Origin of the sequence: Pseudomonas aestuarii, from assembly GCF_027988105.1 — a bacterium.
Taxonomy (GTDB): domain Bacteria; phylum Pseudomonadota; class Gammaproteobacteria; order Pseudomonadales; family Pseudomonadaceae; genus Aquipseudomonas; species Aquipseudomonas aestuarii.
Genome location: NZ_JAQJZJ010000001.1, coordinates 298,822 through 315,622 on the forward strand (window position 1 = coordinate 298,822; position 16,801 = coordinate 315,622).

The following is a 16,801-nucleotide window of genomic DNA, read 5'->3' on the forward strand; positions in this document are numbered from 1 at the left end:
ATTGTGATGCCTAAAGTCTAGGCCAAGCGGCGCGGCACGCCGTCCCAGGGTGGGTCTACAGGGGGCGGAGTGGTTGATTTTTAACCAGCAGGTATCCTGGCGGGCGCTTGCGCATTACCTGGCCACCAGTTCGCCGCGGCTGCAGCGCAACGGGTCTTCCTGGTCGGGGATCGGCCGTTGATCGAGGTTACCGTGCGGCTGCGGGCGTTTGTCCGGGGGGGCGAGCCGGTCGCCCGGTTGCGCGGCAATGAATTCATTTTGCTCGGCGACGCTATCGGGCCGGGTATCGCAACCTTGATATGTCAGGCCGCTCCGGCCATGCCTCAGCGCAAACGCAGTGCCAAGCTGGGGTGGTGCTGCATTGGTCGTGAGTGGGCTGCCCCTCCGGCTGTCGGTGCGGGTGCTCGATAATGGCTAATGACTGTCACTGCCTGGGAAATTGTGCACAATGCCGTATGCAATTTCTCTGGCTACTCACAACAATAACAAGGCAGGCTCCCCATGCATTTCTGGCAACGCAGCATTCAGTGGCAACTGATTCTGAGCATGGGCGCGGCGTTGCTTGCCAGCATCCTCATCGTGGTGGGCATCTATGCGGCGGTGGTCAACCGTCTGGCCGAGCGTTATCTGGTCGAGGAGGCGTTGCCGGCGAGCATCCTGGCCATCCGTAACGATCTCGAGCGAGTGCTGACCGAGCCGCTGACCGCTGCCCGTGGCATTGCCGCGAACAGCCTGGTGGTGGAGTGGCTGGAGCAAGGCGAGGACGCCACTCAACAGGCGGCGTTCGTGCGCTACCTGAGCGCCGTGCAGACTCAGCAAAAAGCCCTGACGACCTTTATTGTCGGCCTGGACAGCGGGCACTATTTCACCGGCAAGGGCCTCGACCGCAGCCTGACGCGCGGGCCGGCCGAGAATAACTGGTTCTACGGTTTCGTCGATGGCGGCCAGGCGCGTTCGCTGGATATCGACATCGACCAGACCACCCGCGAACCGACCCTGTTCATCAACCAGCGTGTCATCGCCGCCGGCAAGACGCTGGGGGTGGCCGGTCTGGGCTTCAGCCTGAGCGCGATGTCCGAGATGATTCGCAACTTCCATTTTGGCGAGGCTGGCCGGGTCTATCTGGTCAGCGCGGACGGCAAGGTCAAGGTGCACCCGCAGTCCGAGTTCAATAACAGCCGCGACCTCGGCCAGCTGGTCGGTGCTCAGGCGGGGAGCGAGTTGCTGGCCAAGGGCCGCGAGGCGGTGTCCTTCCAGCGTGATGGCGAGCGCTTCCTGGCCATCGCCCAGCCGCTGCAGACCCTGGATTGGCTGCTGGTGAGCGAGATCCCCGAGGCGGAAATCTATGCCGAGGCGCGTCAGGCCCTGTTGATGAGCAGCCTGATCGGTGGTGGCGTCGCGTTGTTGTTCCTCGGCCTGGTGGTGCTGCTGGCACGCGGCCTGGTGCGGCCAATTCGCCAGGTTACCGCGGCGTTGGTGGAAATTGGCGGTGGCGGCGGTGACCTGACCCGGCGCCTGGACGAGTCGCGCGCCGACGAATTGGGCGACCTGGCCCGCGGCTTCAACAGTTTCATCGGCAGTCAGCGCAGCCTGATCGCCGAAGTCCTGACCACCAGCGAACGCCTGCGTAGTTCGGTCGGGCAGGTCGCCCGGGTGGTGGAAAACACCGCTGGGCGCGCCGGCCAGCAGCAGGAAATGACCGACATGGTCGCCACCGCGGTACATGAGATGGGCCTGACCGTGCAGGAAATCGCGGGCAATGCCAACCGCGCCGCCCAGGCCTCGCACGGTGCCCGTGACGAGGCGCAGCAGGCGCGGGTGGTGGTTGGTCAATCGATTGAACATATTCAACGGATGTCCGCCGACATTGGCAGTGCAGCCGAGGCGGTGGCTGAACTGGCCGAGCAGGTGGCGTCCATCGACCAGGTGCTGGCGGTGATCCGCGGGATTTCCGAGCAGACCAACCTGCTGGCATTGAATGCCGCGATCGAGGCGGCGCGGGCCGGGGAAATGGGCCGCGGCTTTGCCGTGGTGGCCGACGAGGTACGCACCCTGGCCAGCCGTACCCAGAGTTCCACTGACGAAATCCAGCAGATGATCCAGCGCCTCAAGCAGGGGGCGGATACCGCTGTCAGCTCCATGCATGCCGGGCAGGCGGCGACGGGCACCGGGGTCGAGGCCAGCCAGCGCACCGGCCAATCGCTGGGGGCGATCACCGCACAGGTGGAAACCATCAGCGACATGAACACTCAGGTGGCGGCGGCGACCGAGGAGCAGTCGTCGGTCACCGAGGAAATCAACCGCAATGTGCAGGGCATCGCCGACCTGGCGCATGCCACCGCCGACGAGGTGCGCAGTTGTCGCGAGGACTGCCAGACCCTGAGTGGCCTGGCCGATGATCTGGCCCGGCAGATGGGCAGCTTCCGGCTGTAGGGCGTTCGTCGGCCGGCGGCCCTTGATCTGACGGAGTGCCGAACCCGGGGCCGCTGGCCTGGGATCGAATCGACTAGAATTGAAGCGAGACCCGCCTGCCGTTCTTCGTCCGCCCGTCGCCGAGGTCGCCGCTTATGTCTACGGAGTCGCTGGTTCCCGCCGAAAAAGTGGCGGCCTTTCGCGCCGCCGTGCTGGCCAAGCTCACCTATGCGGTGGGCAAGGATCCCGAGCACGCTTTCGACCACGACTGGTTCGAGGCCATCGCCCTGGCCGCCCGCGATCATCTGGTGGATCAGTGGATGGACCACACCCGGCAGATCTACCGCGAGGGCCAGAAGCGGGTGTACTACCTGTCGCTGGAATTTTTGATTGGCCGCCTGTTGATCGACAACCTCAGCAACCTGGGCCTGCTGGAAGTGGCGCGCACGGCCCTGGCGGAACTGGGGGTGGACCTCGAGCATATCCGTACCCTGGAGCCGGACGCCGCGCTGGGCAACGGCGGCCTCGGCCGCCTGGCCGCCTGTTATCTGGAGAGCATGTCGACCCTCGGCGTGGCCGCGCACGGCTATGGCATCCGCTACGAACACGGGCTGTTCCGCCAGCAGATCGTCGATGGCTGGCAGCAGGAACAGACCGAGAACTGGCTGGAGTTCGGCAACCCCTGGGAGTTCGAGCGGCCCGAGGTGAACTACCCGGTTGGCTTCTGCGGCGCGGTGACGACCCAAGTCGATGGGCAGGGCGTCGTCCGGCAGGCCTGGGAGCCGGGCGAGACGGTGCGCGCCATCGCTTACGACACGCCGATCGTCGGTTGGCGCGGGGCCAGTGTGAACACCCTGCGTCTGTGGCGCGCACGGGCCGAGGAGAACCTGCATCTGGAACGCTTCCAGGCCGGCGACCACATCGGCGCAGTGTCCGAGGTGGCACGCGCCGAGAGCATCTCGCGGGTGCTCTATCCGGCCGACAGCAGCGCGGCCGGTCAGGAATTGCGCCTGCGCCAGGAATACTTCTTCGTTTCCGCCTCGCTGCAGGATCTGTTACGCCGCCATCTGGCGCAGCATGGCAGCCTGCTGACGCTGCCCGAGCAGGCAGCGATCCAGCTCAACGACACCCACCCGGCGATTGCCGTGGCCGAGCTGATGCGGCTGCTGCTGGACGAACACGGCCTGTCCTGGGAGCAGGCCTGGACACTGACCACCGGCACGCTCGCCTACACCAACCACACCCTGCTGCCCGAAGCGCTGGAAACCTGGGCGGTGGCGCTGATGGAGCGCCTGCTGCCACGCCATATGCAGATCATCTACCTGATCAACGCCCGGCATATCGATGACCTGCGCGGGCAGGGCATCCACGATTTCGGGCTGCTGCGCGCCGTCTCGCTGATCGAGGAGGAGCATGGGCGGCGCGTGCGCATGGGCAACCTGGCCTTTCTCGGCTGCCACAGCGTCAACGGCGTCTCGGCGCTGCACACCCAGCTGATGCGCAACACCGTGTTCGCCGAGCTGCACCGGCTGTACCCGAAGCGGATCAACAACAAGACCAACGGCATCACCTTTCGCCGCTGGTTGTACCAGGCCAATCCGCGCCTGACCGAGCTATTGGTCGACACCGTCGGCGCGGCGCTGCTGGATGCGCCGCAAACCTGTTTGCGCGATATCGAGCCCTACGCCGACAAGGCCGCCTTCTGCAGGCGCTTTGCCGCGCAGCGGCGGCTCAACAAGGAGGCCCTGGTCGCGCTGGTGCGTGAGCGCCTGGGGATCGCCCTCGACCCCGACGCGCTGTTCGATGTGCAGGTCAAGCGCATCCACGAGTACAAGCGCCAGCTGCTCAACCTGCTGCACACCGTGGCGCTGTACCAGGCGATACGCACCGATCCGAGCACCGACTGGGTGCCGCGGGTGAAGATCTTCGCCGGCAAGGCGGCGGCCAATTACCTGCAGGCCAAGCTGATCATCAAGCTGACCAATGACATTGCCCGCACGGTCAACGCCGACCCCACGGTGCGAGGCCTGCTGAAGGTGGTCTTCATTCCCAACTACAACGTGACCCTGGCGGAGAGCATCATCCCGGCCGCCGACCTGTCCGAGCAGATATCCACCGCCGGCCTGGAGGCCTCGGGCACCAGCAATATGAAATTTGCCCTCAACGGCGCCCTGACCATCGGTACCCTGGACGGCGCCAACGTGGAGATGCGCGAATGGATCGGTGACGAGAACATGTTCATCTTCGGCCTCACCGTGCGCCAGGTGGAGGCGCGCCAGCGCGCCGGCGATCTCAACGCCGAGGCGGCCATTGCAGCATCGCCGCGCCTGTCCGAGGCGCTCCTGGCCATTCGCAGTGGGGTGTTTTCGCCGGACGAGCCGGCGCGCTATGCCGGCCTGGTGGACGGCCTGAGCGGGCATGACCGCTACATGGTCTGTGCCGATTTCGATGCCTACTGGAATCGCCAGCGCCAGGTCGATGCACATTGGCGCACGCCCAAGCAGTGGTGGCGCTCGGCGGTGCTGAACACCGCGCGCATGGGCTGGTTCTCGGCCGACCGCGCCATCGGCGAGTACGCCAGCGATATCTGGCGGGTGCTGGACTGAGAGACTAGGCCAGCTCGAGGCGATTGCGGCCCCTGGCCTTGGCCCGGTAGAGGGCGTCATCGACCCGCTTGTAGAAGGCTTCCGCCGAGTCGTCGCACAGTGGCAGGAAATGGCCGATGCCGAGGCTGCAGGTCAGTGGCAGCTCCTGCACTTGCGCCTGCAACTGCAGGGGCTGCTCGACCAGCGAGGCGCGAAAACGCTCGGCCAGCGGGATGGCCTGCTCCAGGGAAGTATCGGGCATCAGCACGGCGAACTCCTCGCCACCCAGGCGCAGCAGGATATCGCTGTCGCGGCGGAACACCTGGCGCATGCGTTCGGCGAAGGCCTGCAGGCAGAGGTCGCCGGTGCGGTGGCCATGCTGGTCGTTGACCGTCTTGAAGTAATCGATATCCAGCAGAATCAGGGTCAGCTGGCCGTTTTGTCGACGTGCGTTGGCCAGCCAGGCGGGCAGCAAGGCGTTGAACTGATAACGATTGCCCAGTTCGGTCAGGGCGTCGGTGCGGCTCAGCCGGTCCAGCTGTTCGCCGTGCTGCAGCAGGCGCAGTTCGCGTTCGAGGCCGATGTAGTATTCGCGGTTCCAGCGATAGAGGAACATACCCAGGTAAACGAGGTAGGCCACCAATGCCATGGATTCGCCGACATCGCCGATGCCCAGGTGGAACTTCACTGCCGTGCTGGGCAGGTAGGTCAGCAGGATCGCCAGCGTGCAACGGCCCATGCGCATCGGGAAGGTAAACGCCAGGGCAGTGGCGAACACCACCGCGCTGAGCATGATCAGCAGGTGCGAGGCGACTATCCCGGGGAGCAACTGCAGGCCCGCCAGCATCAGCCCCCAGGTCATCGACTGGAGGAGGATGGCGAGCCAGTGTAAATCCAGCCAGCGCTGCAGCTGCGCCGGGTCGAGCTGTGCAGATGGGCGATGTTGGCTGCGCAGGGCGAAGAACACCAGCAACAACAGGCTGCCACCGGCCCAGGCCCAGAGTCTCGCCAAGGGCTCGCTGCTGGTGAACCAGAGCAGGCCCCAGGCCAGCAGGTAGTAATAGCCGGCAAACCTGGAGCGGACATGGGTATCGCTTGCCTCCCGCCACAAGCTGAGACGGGTGCTGGGGGCCGTAGGCTCAGGCTTCATCGGCGAGTACTCGGAGAACCACAGTTTCAGCCTAGTCGAACGATGGCCATTTGCCGTGCTCGGCGCGCTGGTCGCTGTGCCGGACAGCCCGAACGATGATTGGTCGGGTTAACGTGCGCAACGCGAGCGGCAGTTGAGAGACAAGCCGCAAACAGCGGTGATGGATGGGCAGGGTGTCATCCCCCTGGCCCGATCGCATCGCCGACAGTCGGTAGGGCGGCTTCGGAGCGCAGCGACAACCCGCCAGGATTGGTGCCGCGCCAATCAACCACGCTGCACTGCCCGCGGCGAGTGGCTCCCTACCCAGCTCGCATGGCCGGCAGTTTCATCGCCCAGATAAGCTTCAGCGTAATCTGCGGGCGGCGGCCGCCGCACCGCTTTGCCGGATGGCCTCAGGGCTGACGGGAGTAGCCCGCTCGCGGTGGACATGCGGAGGCTGATGAGCGTAGCCGGTCGGCATCGCTGCTGTTCAAGCCTGGACCAGGCGGTTGCGGCCCGCCTCCTTGGCCTTGTAGAGCGCATCGTCGACGCGCTTGAAGAAGGCTTCGGCGCTGTCGTCGTGCTGCGGATCGAAACTGCCGACGCCGAGGCTGGCGGTCAATGGCAGGCTGTTGCCCTGCACATCGAAGCCATGTTGGGTCAGTTCCAGGCGAAAGCTCTCTGCCAGCAGGCAGGCTTGTTCCAGCGTGGTATTGGGCATCAGTACGCCGAACTCCTCCCCCCCCAGGCGCAGCAGGGCATCACTGCCACGGCGGAATACCTGGCGCATGCGTTCGGCAAAGGCGCTGAGGCAGGTGTCCCCGCAGGCATGGCCATGTTCGTCGTTGACGCGCTTGAAGAAGTCGATGTCCAGCAGCACCAGCGACATCGGCTCGCTCTGGCGTTTGGCGTTGGCGACCATCACCGGGAACAGGCTGTTGAACAGATAGCGGTTGCCCAGTTGGGTCAGGCTGTCGGTGCGGCTGAGTCGTTCCAGGCTTTGCTGTTGTTCCAGCAGTTCGAGTTCGAGCGCCAGGGTGTTGTGGTACTCGCGGTGGCTGCGGTTGAGCGCCAGGACCAGGTAGCTCAAGTAGAAGGCCAGGGTGATCAGGATCGCATGCTGTTCATGCCAATTCAGGGTCAGGGCGATCAGGCCGGGTAGATAGAGCAGGAGCAGGGCGGCAATGGCGCGGCCCTTGCGCATCGAGAAATTGAAGGATATCGCCGTGCTGAAGGCGATGGTGCTCAGGGTGGCGATCAGCCAGGAGCTGGCGAATACTGGCTCGTTGAGGGCCCAGGCATGCACCAGTCCCCAGGACAGCGCGGTCAGCAGAACCAAGCCCCAATGACGGTCGAGCCAGGAGCGCAGTGCTTGCGGCGTCTGCTGCGCGGGCAGGCGATGGAGCAGGCGCAGCGCGAACAGCAGGGCGAACAAGCCGACTCCGGCGACTCCCCATGCCAGCAACTCGGTCGGATTGTCGCTGAACAGCCAGGTCAACAACCATGCCAGCAGGTAGTAGATACCGCCCAGGCGGGTACGGGTTCGGGTGTCCTGGGCTTCACGCCAGAGGACAAAGGCCTGGGGGTCACGGGGTACTTCGGCGGTGCTCATAGTGTGCGATCACAAAAAACGCTGGGCCCAGCCATAATGCGGCAGTCGGGCCTGGAGTGCCACTTTGCCATCACGCGTGCTGTCACGCCGATACACATTAACCTGGCAGGTCTGTTTCCATGCGTGCAGCCGACCCGCGGTAGTCGCGGCATTGCAGGCAGATGCGCGGATGCTGCGCGCGCTCGTGGCATCGAGCTTGGTTTTTTGCTGCGCAGTATGGACGACAGGCGGCAGACCTTGCTCTGATCCGGTTCGACTGCCTGCTTGCGGGATTGCTGGTCCTGGATCAGCCGTTGCAGCTGATCCAGGCGTTGTCGCACAGGCGACGCAGCTGTTCGACAGCCGGTGCATCGCCCATCTGGCACCCACCGGGTGCAGCAGGCAACTCAGCGCAGGATCAGCAGCGGGCTGACACTGGTGCGCAGCAGGTGGCTGGTGGTGCTGCCGACCAGGAACTGGCGAATTCGCGAGTGACCATAGGCGCCCATGACCAGCAGGTCGATACCCTGTTCGCTCTGGTAGGCGTGCAGGGTCGGTTCGATTTCGCCGGCGCGGATTGCCAGGTGCACTTCGCTGGCCGAACCCTGCAGCACGCGTTCGGCGGACTTGAGTTGTTCCCAGGCGTCGCCGGTATCGGCGCCGACCATCAGCAGGTGACACGGCAGGCCCTTTAGTAGTGGGCTGGCGGCAATCATCTCGATGCCTTTGCGCGCGGTGGCACTGCCGTCATAGGCGAACAGGTAGCTCTGTGGCGCCTTGAACTCGCCGCCGCTGACCAGGATCGGCCGCTGCAGGGTGCGGATGACGTTCTCCAGGTGGCTGCCGACCAGTTGGCTGAGGTTGGCGCTGGTTTCGCCCTGACGGCCGATCACCAGCAGGCGGATGTCCGCCTGCAATTCGCCGAGGCTCTCCACCAGGTCGCCGTGCCGTTGGCGCAGTTGCGGGTTGCTCACGCCAGCGGCGATGGCCCGGGCCTTGGCCGCTTCGAGCTGGTGATGGCCCTGCTCCAGGGCCAGCTTGCCGCGCTTTTCGTCGAGCGCCGCCAGTTCTGCCAGCAGGTGTTCGCGGCTGCCCAGGCCGATGGTGCCGCTGAGGTCGCTCTGCTGCGGGTACTGCACCTGATCCAGGACATGCAGGAAGCACAGCGGTGCGTCGAGGCGCTGGCTGGCCCAGGCGGCGTAGTCGCAGACGCCGGTGGCGGATTGCGAACCATCGATACAAGCCATTACGTGGGTCATGCTGTGCTCCTTGTCAGTGGCCCATCAGTTGGTCGACGGTCTCGGGTCCAGCGGGGGCCGATTTGTCATGTACGCCAAAGCGGTCGACGATGGTGGCGCTGGCTTCGTTGAGGCCCAGTACTTCGACGTCGGTACCTTCGCGGCGGAACTTGAGCACCACCTTGTCCAGGGCGGCGACGGCGGTGATGTCCCAGAAGTGCGCACGGGACAGGTCGATGCTCACCTTATCAACCGCTTCCTTGAAGTCGAAGGCCGCGACGAACTTGTCGGCGGAGCTGAAGAACACCTGGCCGACCACCTTGTAGCGGCGCTGGCTGCCGTCGTCGTCGGCCTGCGAGCCGATGTACATGAAGTGGCCGATCTTGTTGGCGAAGAACATGGCCGCCAGCAGCACACCGACCAGTACGCCATAGGCCAGGTTGTGGGTGAAGACCACCACCACGACCGTGGCAATCATGACGATGTTGGTCGACAGCGGGTACTGCTTGAGGTTGCGCAGCGAGTCCCAGCTGAAGGTGCCGATCGATACCATGATCATCACTGCCACCAGGGCGGCCATGGGGATCTGCCTGACCCAGTCGCTGAGAAACACCACCATCAGCAACAGCACCGAGCCCGCCACCAGGCAGGACAGGCGACCGCGACCGCCGGATTTCACGTTGATCACCGACTGGCCGATCATCGCGCAACCGGCCATGCCGCCGAGCAGGCCCGAGGCGATGTTGGCCACACCTTGGCCCTTGCACTCACGGTTCTTGTCGCTGGTGGTGTCGGTCAGGTCGTCGACGATGGTCGCGGTCATCATCGACTCCAGCAGGCCGACCACGGCCAGGGCAGCGGCGTAGGGGAAGATGATCGCCAGGGTCTCGAAGGTCAGCGGCACATTCGGCCAGAGGAAGATCGGCAGGGTGTCCGGCAGCTCGCCCATGTCGCCGACGGTGCGGATGTCCAGGCCGAGGACCATGGCCACGGCGGTCATCGAGAGGATGCACACCAGCGGCGAGGGAATGACCTTGCCGATCTTCGGCACATAGGGGAACAGGTAGATGATGCCCAGGCCCGTCGCCGTCATGGCGTAGACGTGCCAGCTGACGTTGGTCAGCTCCGGCAGCTGGGCCATGAAGATCAGGATCGCCAGGGCGTTGACGAAGCCGGTGACCACCGAGCGCGAGACGAAGCGCATCAGGCTGCCGAGCTTGAGGTAGCCGGCGCCGATCTGCAGCGCGCCGCAGAGCAGGGTGGCGGCCAGCAGGTATTCCAGACCGTGGTTTTTCACCAGGGTCACCATCAGCAGGGCCATGGCCCCGGTGGCGGCGGAAATCATCCCCGGCCGGCCGCCGACGAAGGCAATCACCACGGCGATGCAGAAGGAGGCGTAGAGGCCGACCTTGGGGTCGACCCCGGCGATGATCGAGAAGGCGATGGCCTCGGGGATCAGCGCCAGCGCCACCACCAGGCCGGCGAGCACGTCGCCGCGGATGTTGAACAACCAAGTGTTTCTCAGGCTTTGCAGCATGGCGTAATTCCAAAGGACTGGGTTGTGCTGCCGCGCGAAATAAGCGCAGGGCGGACAAGGTGAATGGCAGATGTAAAAATAAAACAAGCCCATGACCGAACAGCGTGTTGATACGCAAGGGCGCGCAACCGAGCGACCGGGAAACCGGCGAGGCGATGCAGGAGGGGCGTAACGCTAAGGCGGCTTAGGCAGCCAGCGCAATGGTCGGGCCAGTGTCATGACGACCTGCCTCCATCCACATAAGCAAAAAAGGCCGCGCACCTTAACACGGACGGGGGTTTGCCCGCACCCCGCGTGCGGGTGCGCTTCGGTGCGTGGCGGAACTTGGCCGGCGCCGCATGATCAAACCCGCACGCCGGCTGGCGCGGGCTCTCAACTGTGCGCACCCGTGCCGAGCGCTGCTGAGCGGCGCGGACTGCAACAATCGCGGCGCAGACTGCCTCTTCCCATCTGCACGCGAGAGTGACCAACGATGATGTCAACTGCCAAGCGGGGGCTCGGACGGCTACCTGTGTTGAGCCCATGGACATGGGCGCTGCTGTTGGTCCTGCTGAGCCTGGTTTACCAGGTGCGCACCTTGCATCTGGATGACCGCTTGTACTTCTGGATCCAGACCTCCTGGCACGCAGCCGAGTGGCAAGACCGCAGCCTGCGGTTGTCGAAATACCGGGTGCAGATCGACGCCAAGGCCGTGCCGGGTGTCAGCGATAACCTCTCCGGGTTGACCTATGACGAGCGCCGCGACCAGCTCTGGGCGGTGCTCAACAACCCGGAAGAATTGCTCGCCCTGAGCACGGACGGCGAGGTCCTGGCGCGCTATCCGCTGAGCGGTTTCAGTGATGTGGAGGGCATCACCTACCTGGGTGACGACCTGCTGTTGTTGGCCGAGGAACGTAACCAGGCGCTGGTGGTAGTCGAGGTGCCGGAGCGGCCCGGCGCCTTGTTTCGCGAGGATTTCCAGGCGCTGACCCTGGGTATCGAGGCGGGCGACAATCAGGGCTTCGAGGGCGTCGGCTATGATCGCAGTGGGGATCGGCTGTTCGTGGTCAAGGAGCAGTCGCCGCGCAAGCTCTACGAAATCCGTGGGCTGAAAGCGAGCATCGAAGGCGATTTCGACCTCCAGGTGATCGACCGCGAGCAATGGGTCAAGAACCTCTTCGCCACCGACCTGTCCGCGGTGCATTACGACGCCCAGACCGGCCATCTGGCCTTGCTCAGCGATGAGTCGAAGTTGCTGATGGAGCTGGACGGCCAGGGCAAGCTGATCAGCTTCCGCTCGTTGCTTGGCGGCTTCGCCGGCCTGCAAGACAGTGTGCCGCAGGGCGAAGGCATGACCCTGGACGATCGCGGCAACCTGTATCTGGTCAGTGAACCCAATCTGTTCTACAAATTCGAGCGCAAGTGATTGCGACGGCCGATTAACCGCGCCTGATCAGCCAGATACCGGCGATGATCAGCAGTAAACCGCCGATCTTGCCGGGGCTGACCGGGACTTCGCGAAAACCCGCCCAGCCGAAATGATCCAGGGTCAGGGCCATGCTCAGCTGGCCGACCAGAACCAGCGTCATCAGCAGCAAGGCGCCGATACGCGGCCCGGCGAAGGCGGCGATGAAGATGAAGAAGGCGCCGAGCAGGCCGCCGCTCCAATGCCACCAGGTCATCCCCTTGAGGGCGCCGAGGCTGGGCGCTTCGCGCTGGACCAGGACCATCAGCAGCAGCGCCAGGCTACCGACCAGGAAGGAAATCAAGGCGGCGCTGAGGGTGCTGGACACCTGCTTGGCCAGTTGGCCGTTGATCCCGGCCTGCAGCGGCAGGCAGGCGCCGGCAACGAACGGCAGGGCGAGTAACCACCAGATTGGGGCGGGCATGGGTATCTCCAGGGCGCGGGTGTGCAAGTATGCCGTAAAAGCTGCCTGTTTAGTCAGGATTAGACGGCCGGAGAGTTGCCTTGCAGCGCCTTGCCGAATTGGATCAAAGCCACCCGTGCGCCGTGCGCATCGCGACGCTCGACCACGCCGCTGAGCTGATAGCCGTGCTTGGGGTAGAGCAGCAGCCCGGCGCTGTTGGCATTGAAGCAGGCCACCTGCATGCGCGTGGCCTTGTAGTGGTCGCGCGCCAGCTGCTCCATCACCGTCAGCAGGTAGCTCGCCACGCCCTGGCCGCGCGCCCAGGGCGCGACCATCAGGTTGCCGAGGGCGCAGAAGTCGGCATGTTGCCATTGGTAAAAATTGGCGAAACCGGCCACTTGGCCATTCAGCAGCACCACGGTGCTGTCGCGGCGCTCGGCCATGGCCGCGGCCAACTGGCCGACACTGAGTGGCCAGTTGGCCTTCGGGTAGGCAAAGAACAACTCCTCGGCGCTCTGCGGGAACGCGACTATTGCGCTCAGGTCGGCGGCGCTGGCGGGGCGGTGGCTTAACGTTGCGGGCTGATTCATCGGGCGTCCTGATGAGTGAGGCATTGGCTTAGGTGAGCTTGATGGCGCCGAGCCAAGGCTATTCTGTAACCGCCGCGCCGCGCCGCGCCACGACGGCTGCGGTCATGGCCAGGCCGCTCAGCGGTAAGGCTAATGCGGTGGGTATTGGCTGAGTACCTTGGCCACGGTTTCGCGAATCGCCGCACTGCGTTCGCCCGGGTTCGGCTGATTGTCACGCAGGACTTGCCGGCCGCTGCCGCGCCAGACCAGTTTGCCGTCCTTGCTGTCATACAGGTCGATCTGCAGGGTGCCGACCTGGTAATCCACCGTGCGCGTTTCGCTGTAGCCCGGGCCGCCCCAGAAACCGCCTGCCCAAGGGCTGCCCCAGGCGCCACCGAACTGGGTGGTGACCTGATCCTGGCGCTGGTCGACGATCAACCAGACCCGCACCCCGAGGGCGCCCGTCGCGCCGCTGGGCGCGGCGCGCAGGCCGCGCTGGTCAAGCTGGTCGGCGATGGCGCTGCGGATGCGTTGTTCGGTCAGGTCGCTTTTCAGGCGCGGGTCGTCGGGCTTGTATTGCACGGCCGGCTCCAGCCAACTCCAGCTGCGGTAGGCTGCGAAGTCGCGGTTGGGGTCGAAATCGCGATTGAGCTGGGTGGTTTGGCAGGCGCCGAGCAAGAGCAGGGCGGCAATCAGCAACAGGTGCAAGCGCATGATCTAACCTCCGAAGGCCTTGGCTTGCTGCACGCCGGTGCGGGCGAGCAGCGCCGTTGTCGTGTATCAGTTGGGCGGGTAATGTTCCAGGGCCCGATGCAGGGCCGCACGCAGCGCCGCGGCGCGCCCGGCCTGGCGGCCGTCGCTGGGCATTTCGGCGCTGCCGCTCCACACGGGTTGGCCGTACTGGCCGTCGAACAGGTCGATGCGTACCACCAGCACTTCCTCCTCGTAGGTGCGCACCAGCGGCGCGCGGCCCCACAGGCCGAAGTCGTCAGCGTAGTGATGGTGACCATAGTAGCCGCCGTAACGGTCGGCGACCTGACGAATGCGCCGCTCCAGACGCAGCTCGGTGCTGACCTCAAGGTCGCCAGCGCTGCCGGGTGGGGCCGGGCGCAGGCCGCGTTGATCGAGAGCATGGCTCAGCGCCTCCTGCACTTGGGCCGAACTGGCCCAGGCGCTGCCCGCCGGTAGTCGGCCCTCGCGCCAGGCCCAATTGCGGTAGCGTGCATAATCGCGCGCCGGCGCCGGGTAGGCACTGAGGTCCGGTTGGCTGGCGGCATGCGCCGGGGCCGGCGGCAGCGGGTTGGACTGCGCCGTATAAGGGTTGTGGCTCTGGCAGGCGGCCAGGCCCAGGCACAACATCAGCGTCATGCGGTTCATCAATGCCTCCCCTCAGCGTGGTCGGCAGATCCAGTGCAGGTAGCGGCCCAGGCCGGCAAAGCTTGGGTGGCGGCGGTAGGCCAACTCCATTTCCAGCAGGTCGATCAGCTCGGCCTTGAGCTGGAACTCGCGGGGCATATAGTCATGGAACACCCGGATGCCACTCTGACTTTCGACCTGCCAGGACGCCTCGAGTTGCGCCGCCAGCTCGCGCGGGTCGATCGGCCGCTGCGGTGTCAGGCTCTGTTTCTCCCCGGCGAACTCGGCCTTGCGCAGCTTGCGGAAGTGGCCCTTGAGCAGGTTGCGGTAGATCAGCGCGTCCTTGTTGTAGAAGGCCAGCGACAACCAACCGCCTGGCGCGCAGAGCTGGTGCAGCACGGGCAGAATGGCCGAGGGCTCGGCCAGCCACTCCAGCACCGCGTGACAGACCACCAGGTCGTAGGGTTGCTCGAGCTGACCGAGCAGGTCCTGCCAGGGTGCCTGGATAAAGCTCGCCGGCTGCCCGGCCCCGGCAAAGCGCTCGCGGGCCCCGGCGAGCATGGGTTCGGCGGGTTCGGCGAGGGTTACCAGGTGGCCGCGCTCGGCCAGCCACAGCGCCATGTGGCCGAGGCCAGCGCCGATATCCAGCACCCGCAGCGGTCGGTCCGGCAGGGCTTCGGCGAGGTCGGCCTGGAGTACCGCCAGGCGAATCGCGCCCTTGGCGCCGCCGTAGATCTTCTCGGCGAAGCGCGTCGCCAGTTCATCGAAATGCCGGTCGCTCATGGTGCGAAGCGCCGTTCGCTGTCGGCCAGCTTGGCGCGCACCGCCTGCTCCATGTCGATCCCCAGTTCGCTGCACAGCAGCAGCAGGTAGAGGACGATATCGCCGACCTCCTGGCCGGCATGTTGCAGCTGCTCCGGGGCGAGCTGGCGCGACTGGTCTTCGCTCAGCCACTGAAAGATCTCCACCAGCTCGGCCATCTCCACGCTGGCGGCCATGGCCAGGTTCTTCGGGCTGTGGAATTGCTGCCAGTCGTTGCGGTCGCGGATGGCGTGCAGACGGGCGGTGAGTTCGGTGAGGTTCATATGCAGCTCCTTGAAGCCGTATAGCTTCGACCGGAACGCGTAGCGGTGCAAGCCGGCGCAGAGCAGATTCGTGCGGCAAGCCCTGCACCGCGCAGCAGTTGTTATCGACCGGGTTAGCCGCCAGGATCCTTATTGTTGCTGCCAGGCGTACCAGCGCTTGGCGATGGCCTCGCCGTGCTTACTCCAGTATTTGAAGTCCAGCGTCACCTGGCCGTCGGTGTGAGCGCTCGGCAGGTTTTCTGCCAGAACCGCGGGGACCAATGCAGCGCTCTCGAGATTGACCGGTGCGTAGCCGGTGAGGATGGCCAGATCGGCCTGGGCCTTGGGGCTGCTGGCAAAGCCGAGGAAACGCTTGGCCGCGTCGGCGTTCTTGGCGCCGCGTGGGATCACCAGAAAATCACCTGTGACCAGATTTTGCCGCCAACTGATGCCCACCGGTGCGCCGCTCTGCTGCAGGGCATTGACCCGGCCGTTCCAGAACATGCCCAGGCTGATTTCGCCTGAGCTCAGCAGGCGCTGGGACTCGTCGCCGCTGTCCCACCAGACAATATCGGCTTTGATGCTGTCGAGTTTGCCGAAGGCGCGCTTTAGGTCCAGCGGGTACAGCTGGTCAGGGGCCACTCCGTCGGCGAGCAATGCCATTTCCAGCACCCCAGGGCTTGGCCACTTGTAGAGTGAGCGCTTGCCCGGGAAGTTCTGGGTATCAAACAAGGCACTCCAGCCGGCCGTGGGCTGCTGCACACGGTCGCTGTTGTAACCCAGGACAAAGGAAAAGTAGAAGGAGCCGACGGCGTAAAGCGTGACGAAGCGCGGGTCGATGCTGCGCTGAGCGACCTGCTTGAAATCCATCGGTTCGAGCAGGCCTTCGCGGCCGGCGCGCAAGGCGAAGTCCGGCTCGACGTCGACCACATCCCAGCTCACGTTGCCGCTCTCGACCATGGCCTTGAAGGCGGCATAGTCGGTTGGACCGGCCTGTTTGACGGTAATCCCACTGGCTTGGCTAAACGGCTCCGTCCAGGCTCGCTGCTGAGCCGCTTGTGTGGAGCCGCCCCAGCTGACAAACGTCAGACTTTCTTGGGCACTAGCGACGTGTGTGACCAGGCACATACAGCCCAGCAGAGTGACAACCGACCGTGCGAAAAACATAACCAACCCCTTGCTTGTTCTTATCTGAGCGTCCAATGGTTTAGCGTGGCGCGCTATAGGTATCTGGTGTACCTGATTAGCAGTGTATTGGTATACCAAGATGCCTGTGCTCGTGCATAGGCTCACCGTTTATTTTTGCTGTCGAGTTATAAGTATTTCGCGGGTGCCTTAGCTGGCGTAGGGCTGAACGCAAAAAACCAGATCATCACTGATCTGGCTTCTCTTAAGCGCATGCGCAGCTGGACATTGAACGCTGTGATTTCGCAGCCTTGGCCCAACCCTTCTGCTTGCAGAAGAAGGGCTGGG

15 protein-coding genes and 1 pseudogene are annotated in these 16,801 nt (G+C 64.7%); 5 read left to right on the forward strand and 11 right to left on the reverse strand.

The genetic code is table 11. The features are described 5' to 3' along the window. The first annotated feature begins 159 nt into the window (after window positions 1-159). From PH586_RS01335 to PH586_RS01345, 4 genes and pseudogenes are all read left to right on the forward strand, one after another. Window positions 160-411 carry a diguanylate cyclase domain-containing protein gene (locus PH586_RS01335; RefSeq protein ID WP_271346440.1) on the forward strand — a complete coding sequence of 84 codons (252 nt, stop codon included), beginning with the start codon at window positions 160-162 and terminating at the stop codon, window positions 409-411. Window positions 412-546: 135 nt separating this feature from the next. Further along, a pseudogene (locus tag PH586_RS23620) lies at window positions 547-1,566 on the forward strand (HAMP domain-containing protein); the annotation flags it as partial. A gap of 138 nt (window positions 1,567-1,704) precedes the next feature. Next, on the forward strand, window positions 1,705-2,433 hold the full coding sequence (locus PH586_RS23625; RefSeq protein WP_408636749.1) for a methyl-accepting chemotaxis protein: 729 nt from the start codon (window positions 1,705-1,707) through the stop codon (window positions 2,431-2,433). A gap of 134 nt (window positions 2,434-2,567) precedes the next feature. Next, window positions 2,568-5,018, forward strand: coding sequence for a glycogen/starch/alpha-glucan phosphorylase (locus PH586_RS01345; protein WP_271345973.1), 2,451 nt, complete (start codon window positions 2,568-2,570; stop codon window positions 5,016-5,018). Window positions 5,019-5,022: 4 nt separating this feature from the next. Here the strand turns inward: PH586_RS01345 and PH586_RS01350 are convergent, their stop codons facing one another. The 4 genes from PH586_RS01350 to PH586_RS01365 form a co-directional block, all read right to left on the reverse strand. Further along, on the reverse strand, window positions 5,023-6,147 hold the full coding sequence (locus tag PH586_RS01350) for a GGDEF domain-containing protein (protein ID WP_271345974.1): 1,125 nt from the start codon (window positions 6,145-6,147) through the stop codon (window positions 5,023-5,025). A 469-nt stretch (window positions 6,148-6,616) separates the two neighbouring features. After that, the gene (locus tag PH586_RS01355) at window positions 6,617-7,738 is read right to left on the reverse strand and encodes a GGDEF domain-containing protein (RefSeq protein WP_271345975.1); all 1,122 of its coding nucleotides are present in this window, start codon (window positions 7,736-7,738) and stop codon (window positions 6,617-6,619) included. Window positions 7,739-8,124: 386 nt separating this feature from the next. Further along, window positions 8,125-8,976 (reverse strand): universal stress protein, encoded by an 852-nt coding sequence (locus PH586_RS01360; protein ID WP_271345976.1) that lies wholly within the window; start codon window positions 8,974-8,976, stop codon window positions 8,125-8,127. Between the two features lie 13 nt (window positions 8,977-8,989). Beyond that, window positions 8,990-10,492: a SulP family inorganic anion transporter gene (locus tag PH586_RS01365; protein ID WP_271345977.1), complete on the reverse strand. Its 1,503-nt coding sequence runs from the start codon at window positions 10,490-10,492 to the stop codon at window positions 8,990-8,992. A gap of 472 nt (window positions 10,493-10,964) precedes the next feature. Here PH586_RS01365 and PH586_RS01370 point away from each other — a divergent pair, with 472 nt between their 5' ends. Continuing rightward, a complete protein-coding gene (locus PH586_RS01370) occupies window positions 10,965-11,897 on the forward strand; it encodes an SdiA-regulated domain-containing protein (RefSeq protein WP_271345978.1) in 933 nt (310 codons plus the stop codon). Between the two features lie 13 nt (window positions 11,898-11,910). Here the strand turns inward: PH586_RS01370 and PH586_RS01375 are convergent, their stop codons facing one another. The 7 genes from PH586_RS01375 to PH586_RS01405 form a co-directional block, all read right to left on the reverse strand. Beyond that, entirely contained in the window at window positions 11,911-12,360 is a 450-nt protein-coding gene (locus tag PH586_RS01375; RefSeq protein WP_271345979.1) for a DMT family transporter, read from the reverse strand. 59 nt (window positions 12,361-12,419) lie between these two features. Next, window positions 12,420-12,929: a GNAT family N-acetyltransferase gene (locus PH586_RS01380; RefSeq protein WP_271345980.1), complete on the reverse strand. Its 510-nt coding sequence runs from the start codon at window positions 12,927-12,929 to the stop codon at window positions 12,420-12,422. 129 nt (window positions 12,930-13,058) lie between these two features. Next, window positions 13,059-13,622, reverse strand: a complete 564-nt coding sequence (locus PH586_RS01385) for a DUF4136 domain-containing protein (protein ID WP_271345981.1) — start codon at window positions 13,620-13,622, stop codon at window positions 13,059-13,061. Window positions 13,623-13,688: 66 nt separating this feature from the next. Beyond that, entirely contained in the window at window positions 13,689-14,285 is a 597-nt protein-coding gene (locus PH586_RS01390; RefSeq protein WP_271345982.1) for a DUF4136 domain-containing protein, read from the reverse strand. Window positions 14,286-14,297: 12 nt separating this feature from the next. Continuing rightward, the gene (locus PH586_RS01395) at window positions 14,298-15,047 is read right to left on the reverse strand and encodes a methyltransferase (protein ID WP_271345983.1); all 750 of its coding nucleotides are present in this window, start codon (window positions 15,045-15,047) and stop codon (window positions 14,298-14,300) included. Beyond that, window positions 15,044-15,349, reverse strand: a complete 306-nt coding sequence (locus tag PH586_RS01400; protein WP_271345985.1) for a nucleotide pyrophosphohydrolase — start codon at window positions 15,347-15,349, stop codon at window positions 15,044-15,046. Before PH586_RS01400 ends, PH586_RS01395 begins: the two co-directional genes overlap by 4 nt. Before the next feature lie 129 nt (window positions 15,350-15,478). Next, window positions 15,479-16,495, reverse strand: a complete 1,017-nt coding sequence (locus PH586_RS01405; RefSeq protein WP_271345986.1) for an ABC transporter substrate-binding protein — start codon at window positions 16,493-16,495, stop codon at window positions 15,479-15,481. Between the last annotated feature and the right edge of the window lie 306 nt (window positions 16,496-16,801).

What these genes read in the sequence shown, in the direction of transcription:
- PH586_RS23625 (WP_408636749.1), top strand. Translation starts at nt 1,705, where the DNA reads ATGGTCGCCACCGCGGTACATGAGATGGGCCTGACCGTGCAGGAAATC.
- PH586_RS01345 (WP_271345973.1), top strand. Translation starts at nt 2,568, where the DNA reads ATGTCTACGGAGTCGCTGGTTCCCGCCGAAAAAGTGGCGGCCTTTCGC.
- PH586_RS01350 (WP_271345974.1), bottom strand. Translation starts at nt 6,147, where the DNA reads ATGAAGCCTGAGCCTACGGCCCCCAGCACCCGTCTCAGCTTGTGGCGG.
- PH586_RS01355 (WP_271345975.1), bottom strand. Translation starts at nt 7,738, where the DNA reads ATGAGCACCGCCGAAGTACCCCGTGACCCCCAGGCCTTTGTCCTCTGG.
- PH586_RS01360 (WP_271345976.1), bottom strand. Translation starts at nt 8,976, where the DNA reads ATGACCCACGTAATGGCTTGTATCGATGGTTCGCAATCCGCCACCGGC.
- PH586_RS01365 (WP_271345977.1), bottom strand. Translation starts at nt 10,492, where the DNA reads ATGCTGCAAAGCCTGAGAAACACTTGGTTGTTCAACATCCGCGGCGAC.
- PH586_RS01370 (WP_271345978.1), top strand. Translation starts at nt 10,965, where the DNA reads ATGATGTCAACTGCCAAGCGGGGGCTCGGACGGCTACCTGTGTTGAGC.
- PH586_RS01375 (WP_271345979.1), bottom strand. Translation starts at nt 12,360, where the DNA reads ATGCCCGCCCCAATCTGGTGGTTACTCGCCCTGCCGTTCGTTGCCGGC.
- PH586_RS01380 (WP_271345980.1), bottom strand. Translation starts at nt 12,929, where the DNA reads ATGAATCAGCCCGCAACGTTAAGCCACCGCCCCGCCAGCGCCGCCGAC.
- PH586_RS01385 (WP_271345981.1), bottom strand. Translation starts at nt 13,622, where the DNA reads ATGCGCTTGCACCTGTTGCTGATTGCCGCCCTGCTCTTGCTCGGCGCC.
- PH586_RS01390 (WP_271345982.1), bottom strand. Translation starts at nt 14,285, where the DNA reads ATGAACCGCATGACGCTGATGTTGTGCCTGGGCCTGGCCGCCTGCCAG.
- PH586_RS01395 (WP_271345983.1), bottom strand. Translation starts at nt 15,047, where the DNA reads ATGAGCGACCGGCATTTCGATGAACTGGCGACGCGCTTCGCCGAGAAG.
- PH586_RS01400 (WP_271345985.1), bottom strand. Translation starts at nt 15,349, where the DNA reads ATGAACCTCACCGAACTCACCGCCCGTCTGCACGCCATCCGCGACCGC.
- PH586_RS01405 (WP_271345986.1), bottom strand. Translation starts at nt 16,495, where the DNA reads ATGTTTTTCGCACGGTCGGTTGTCACTCTGCTGGGCTGTATGTGCCTG.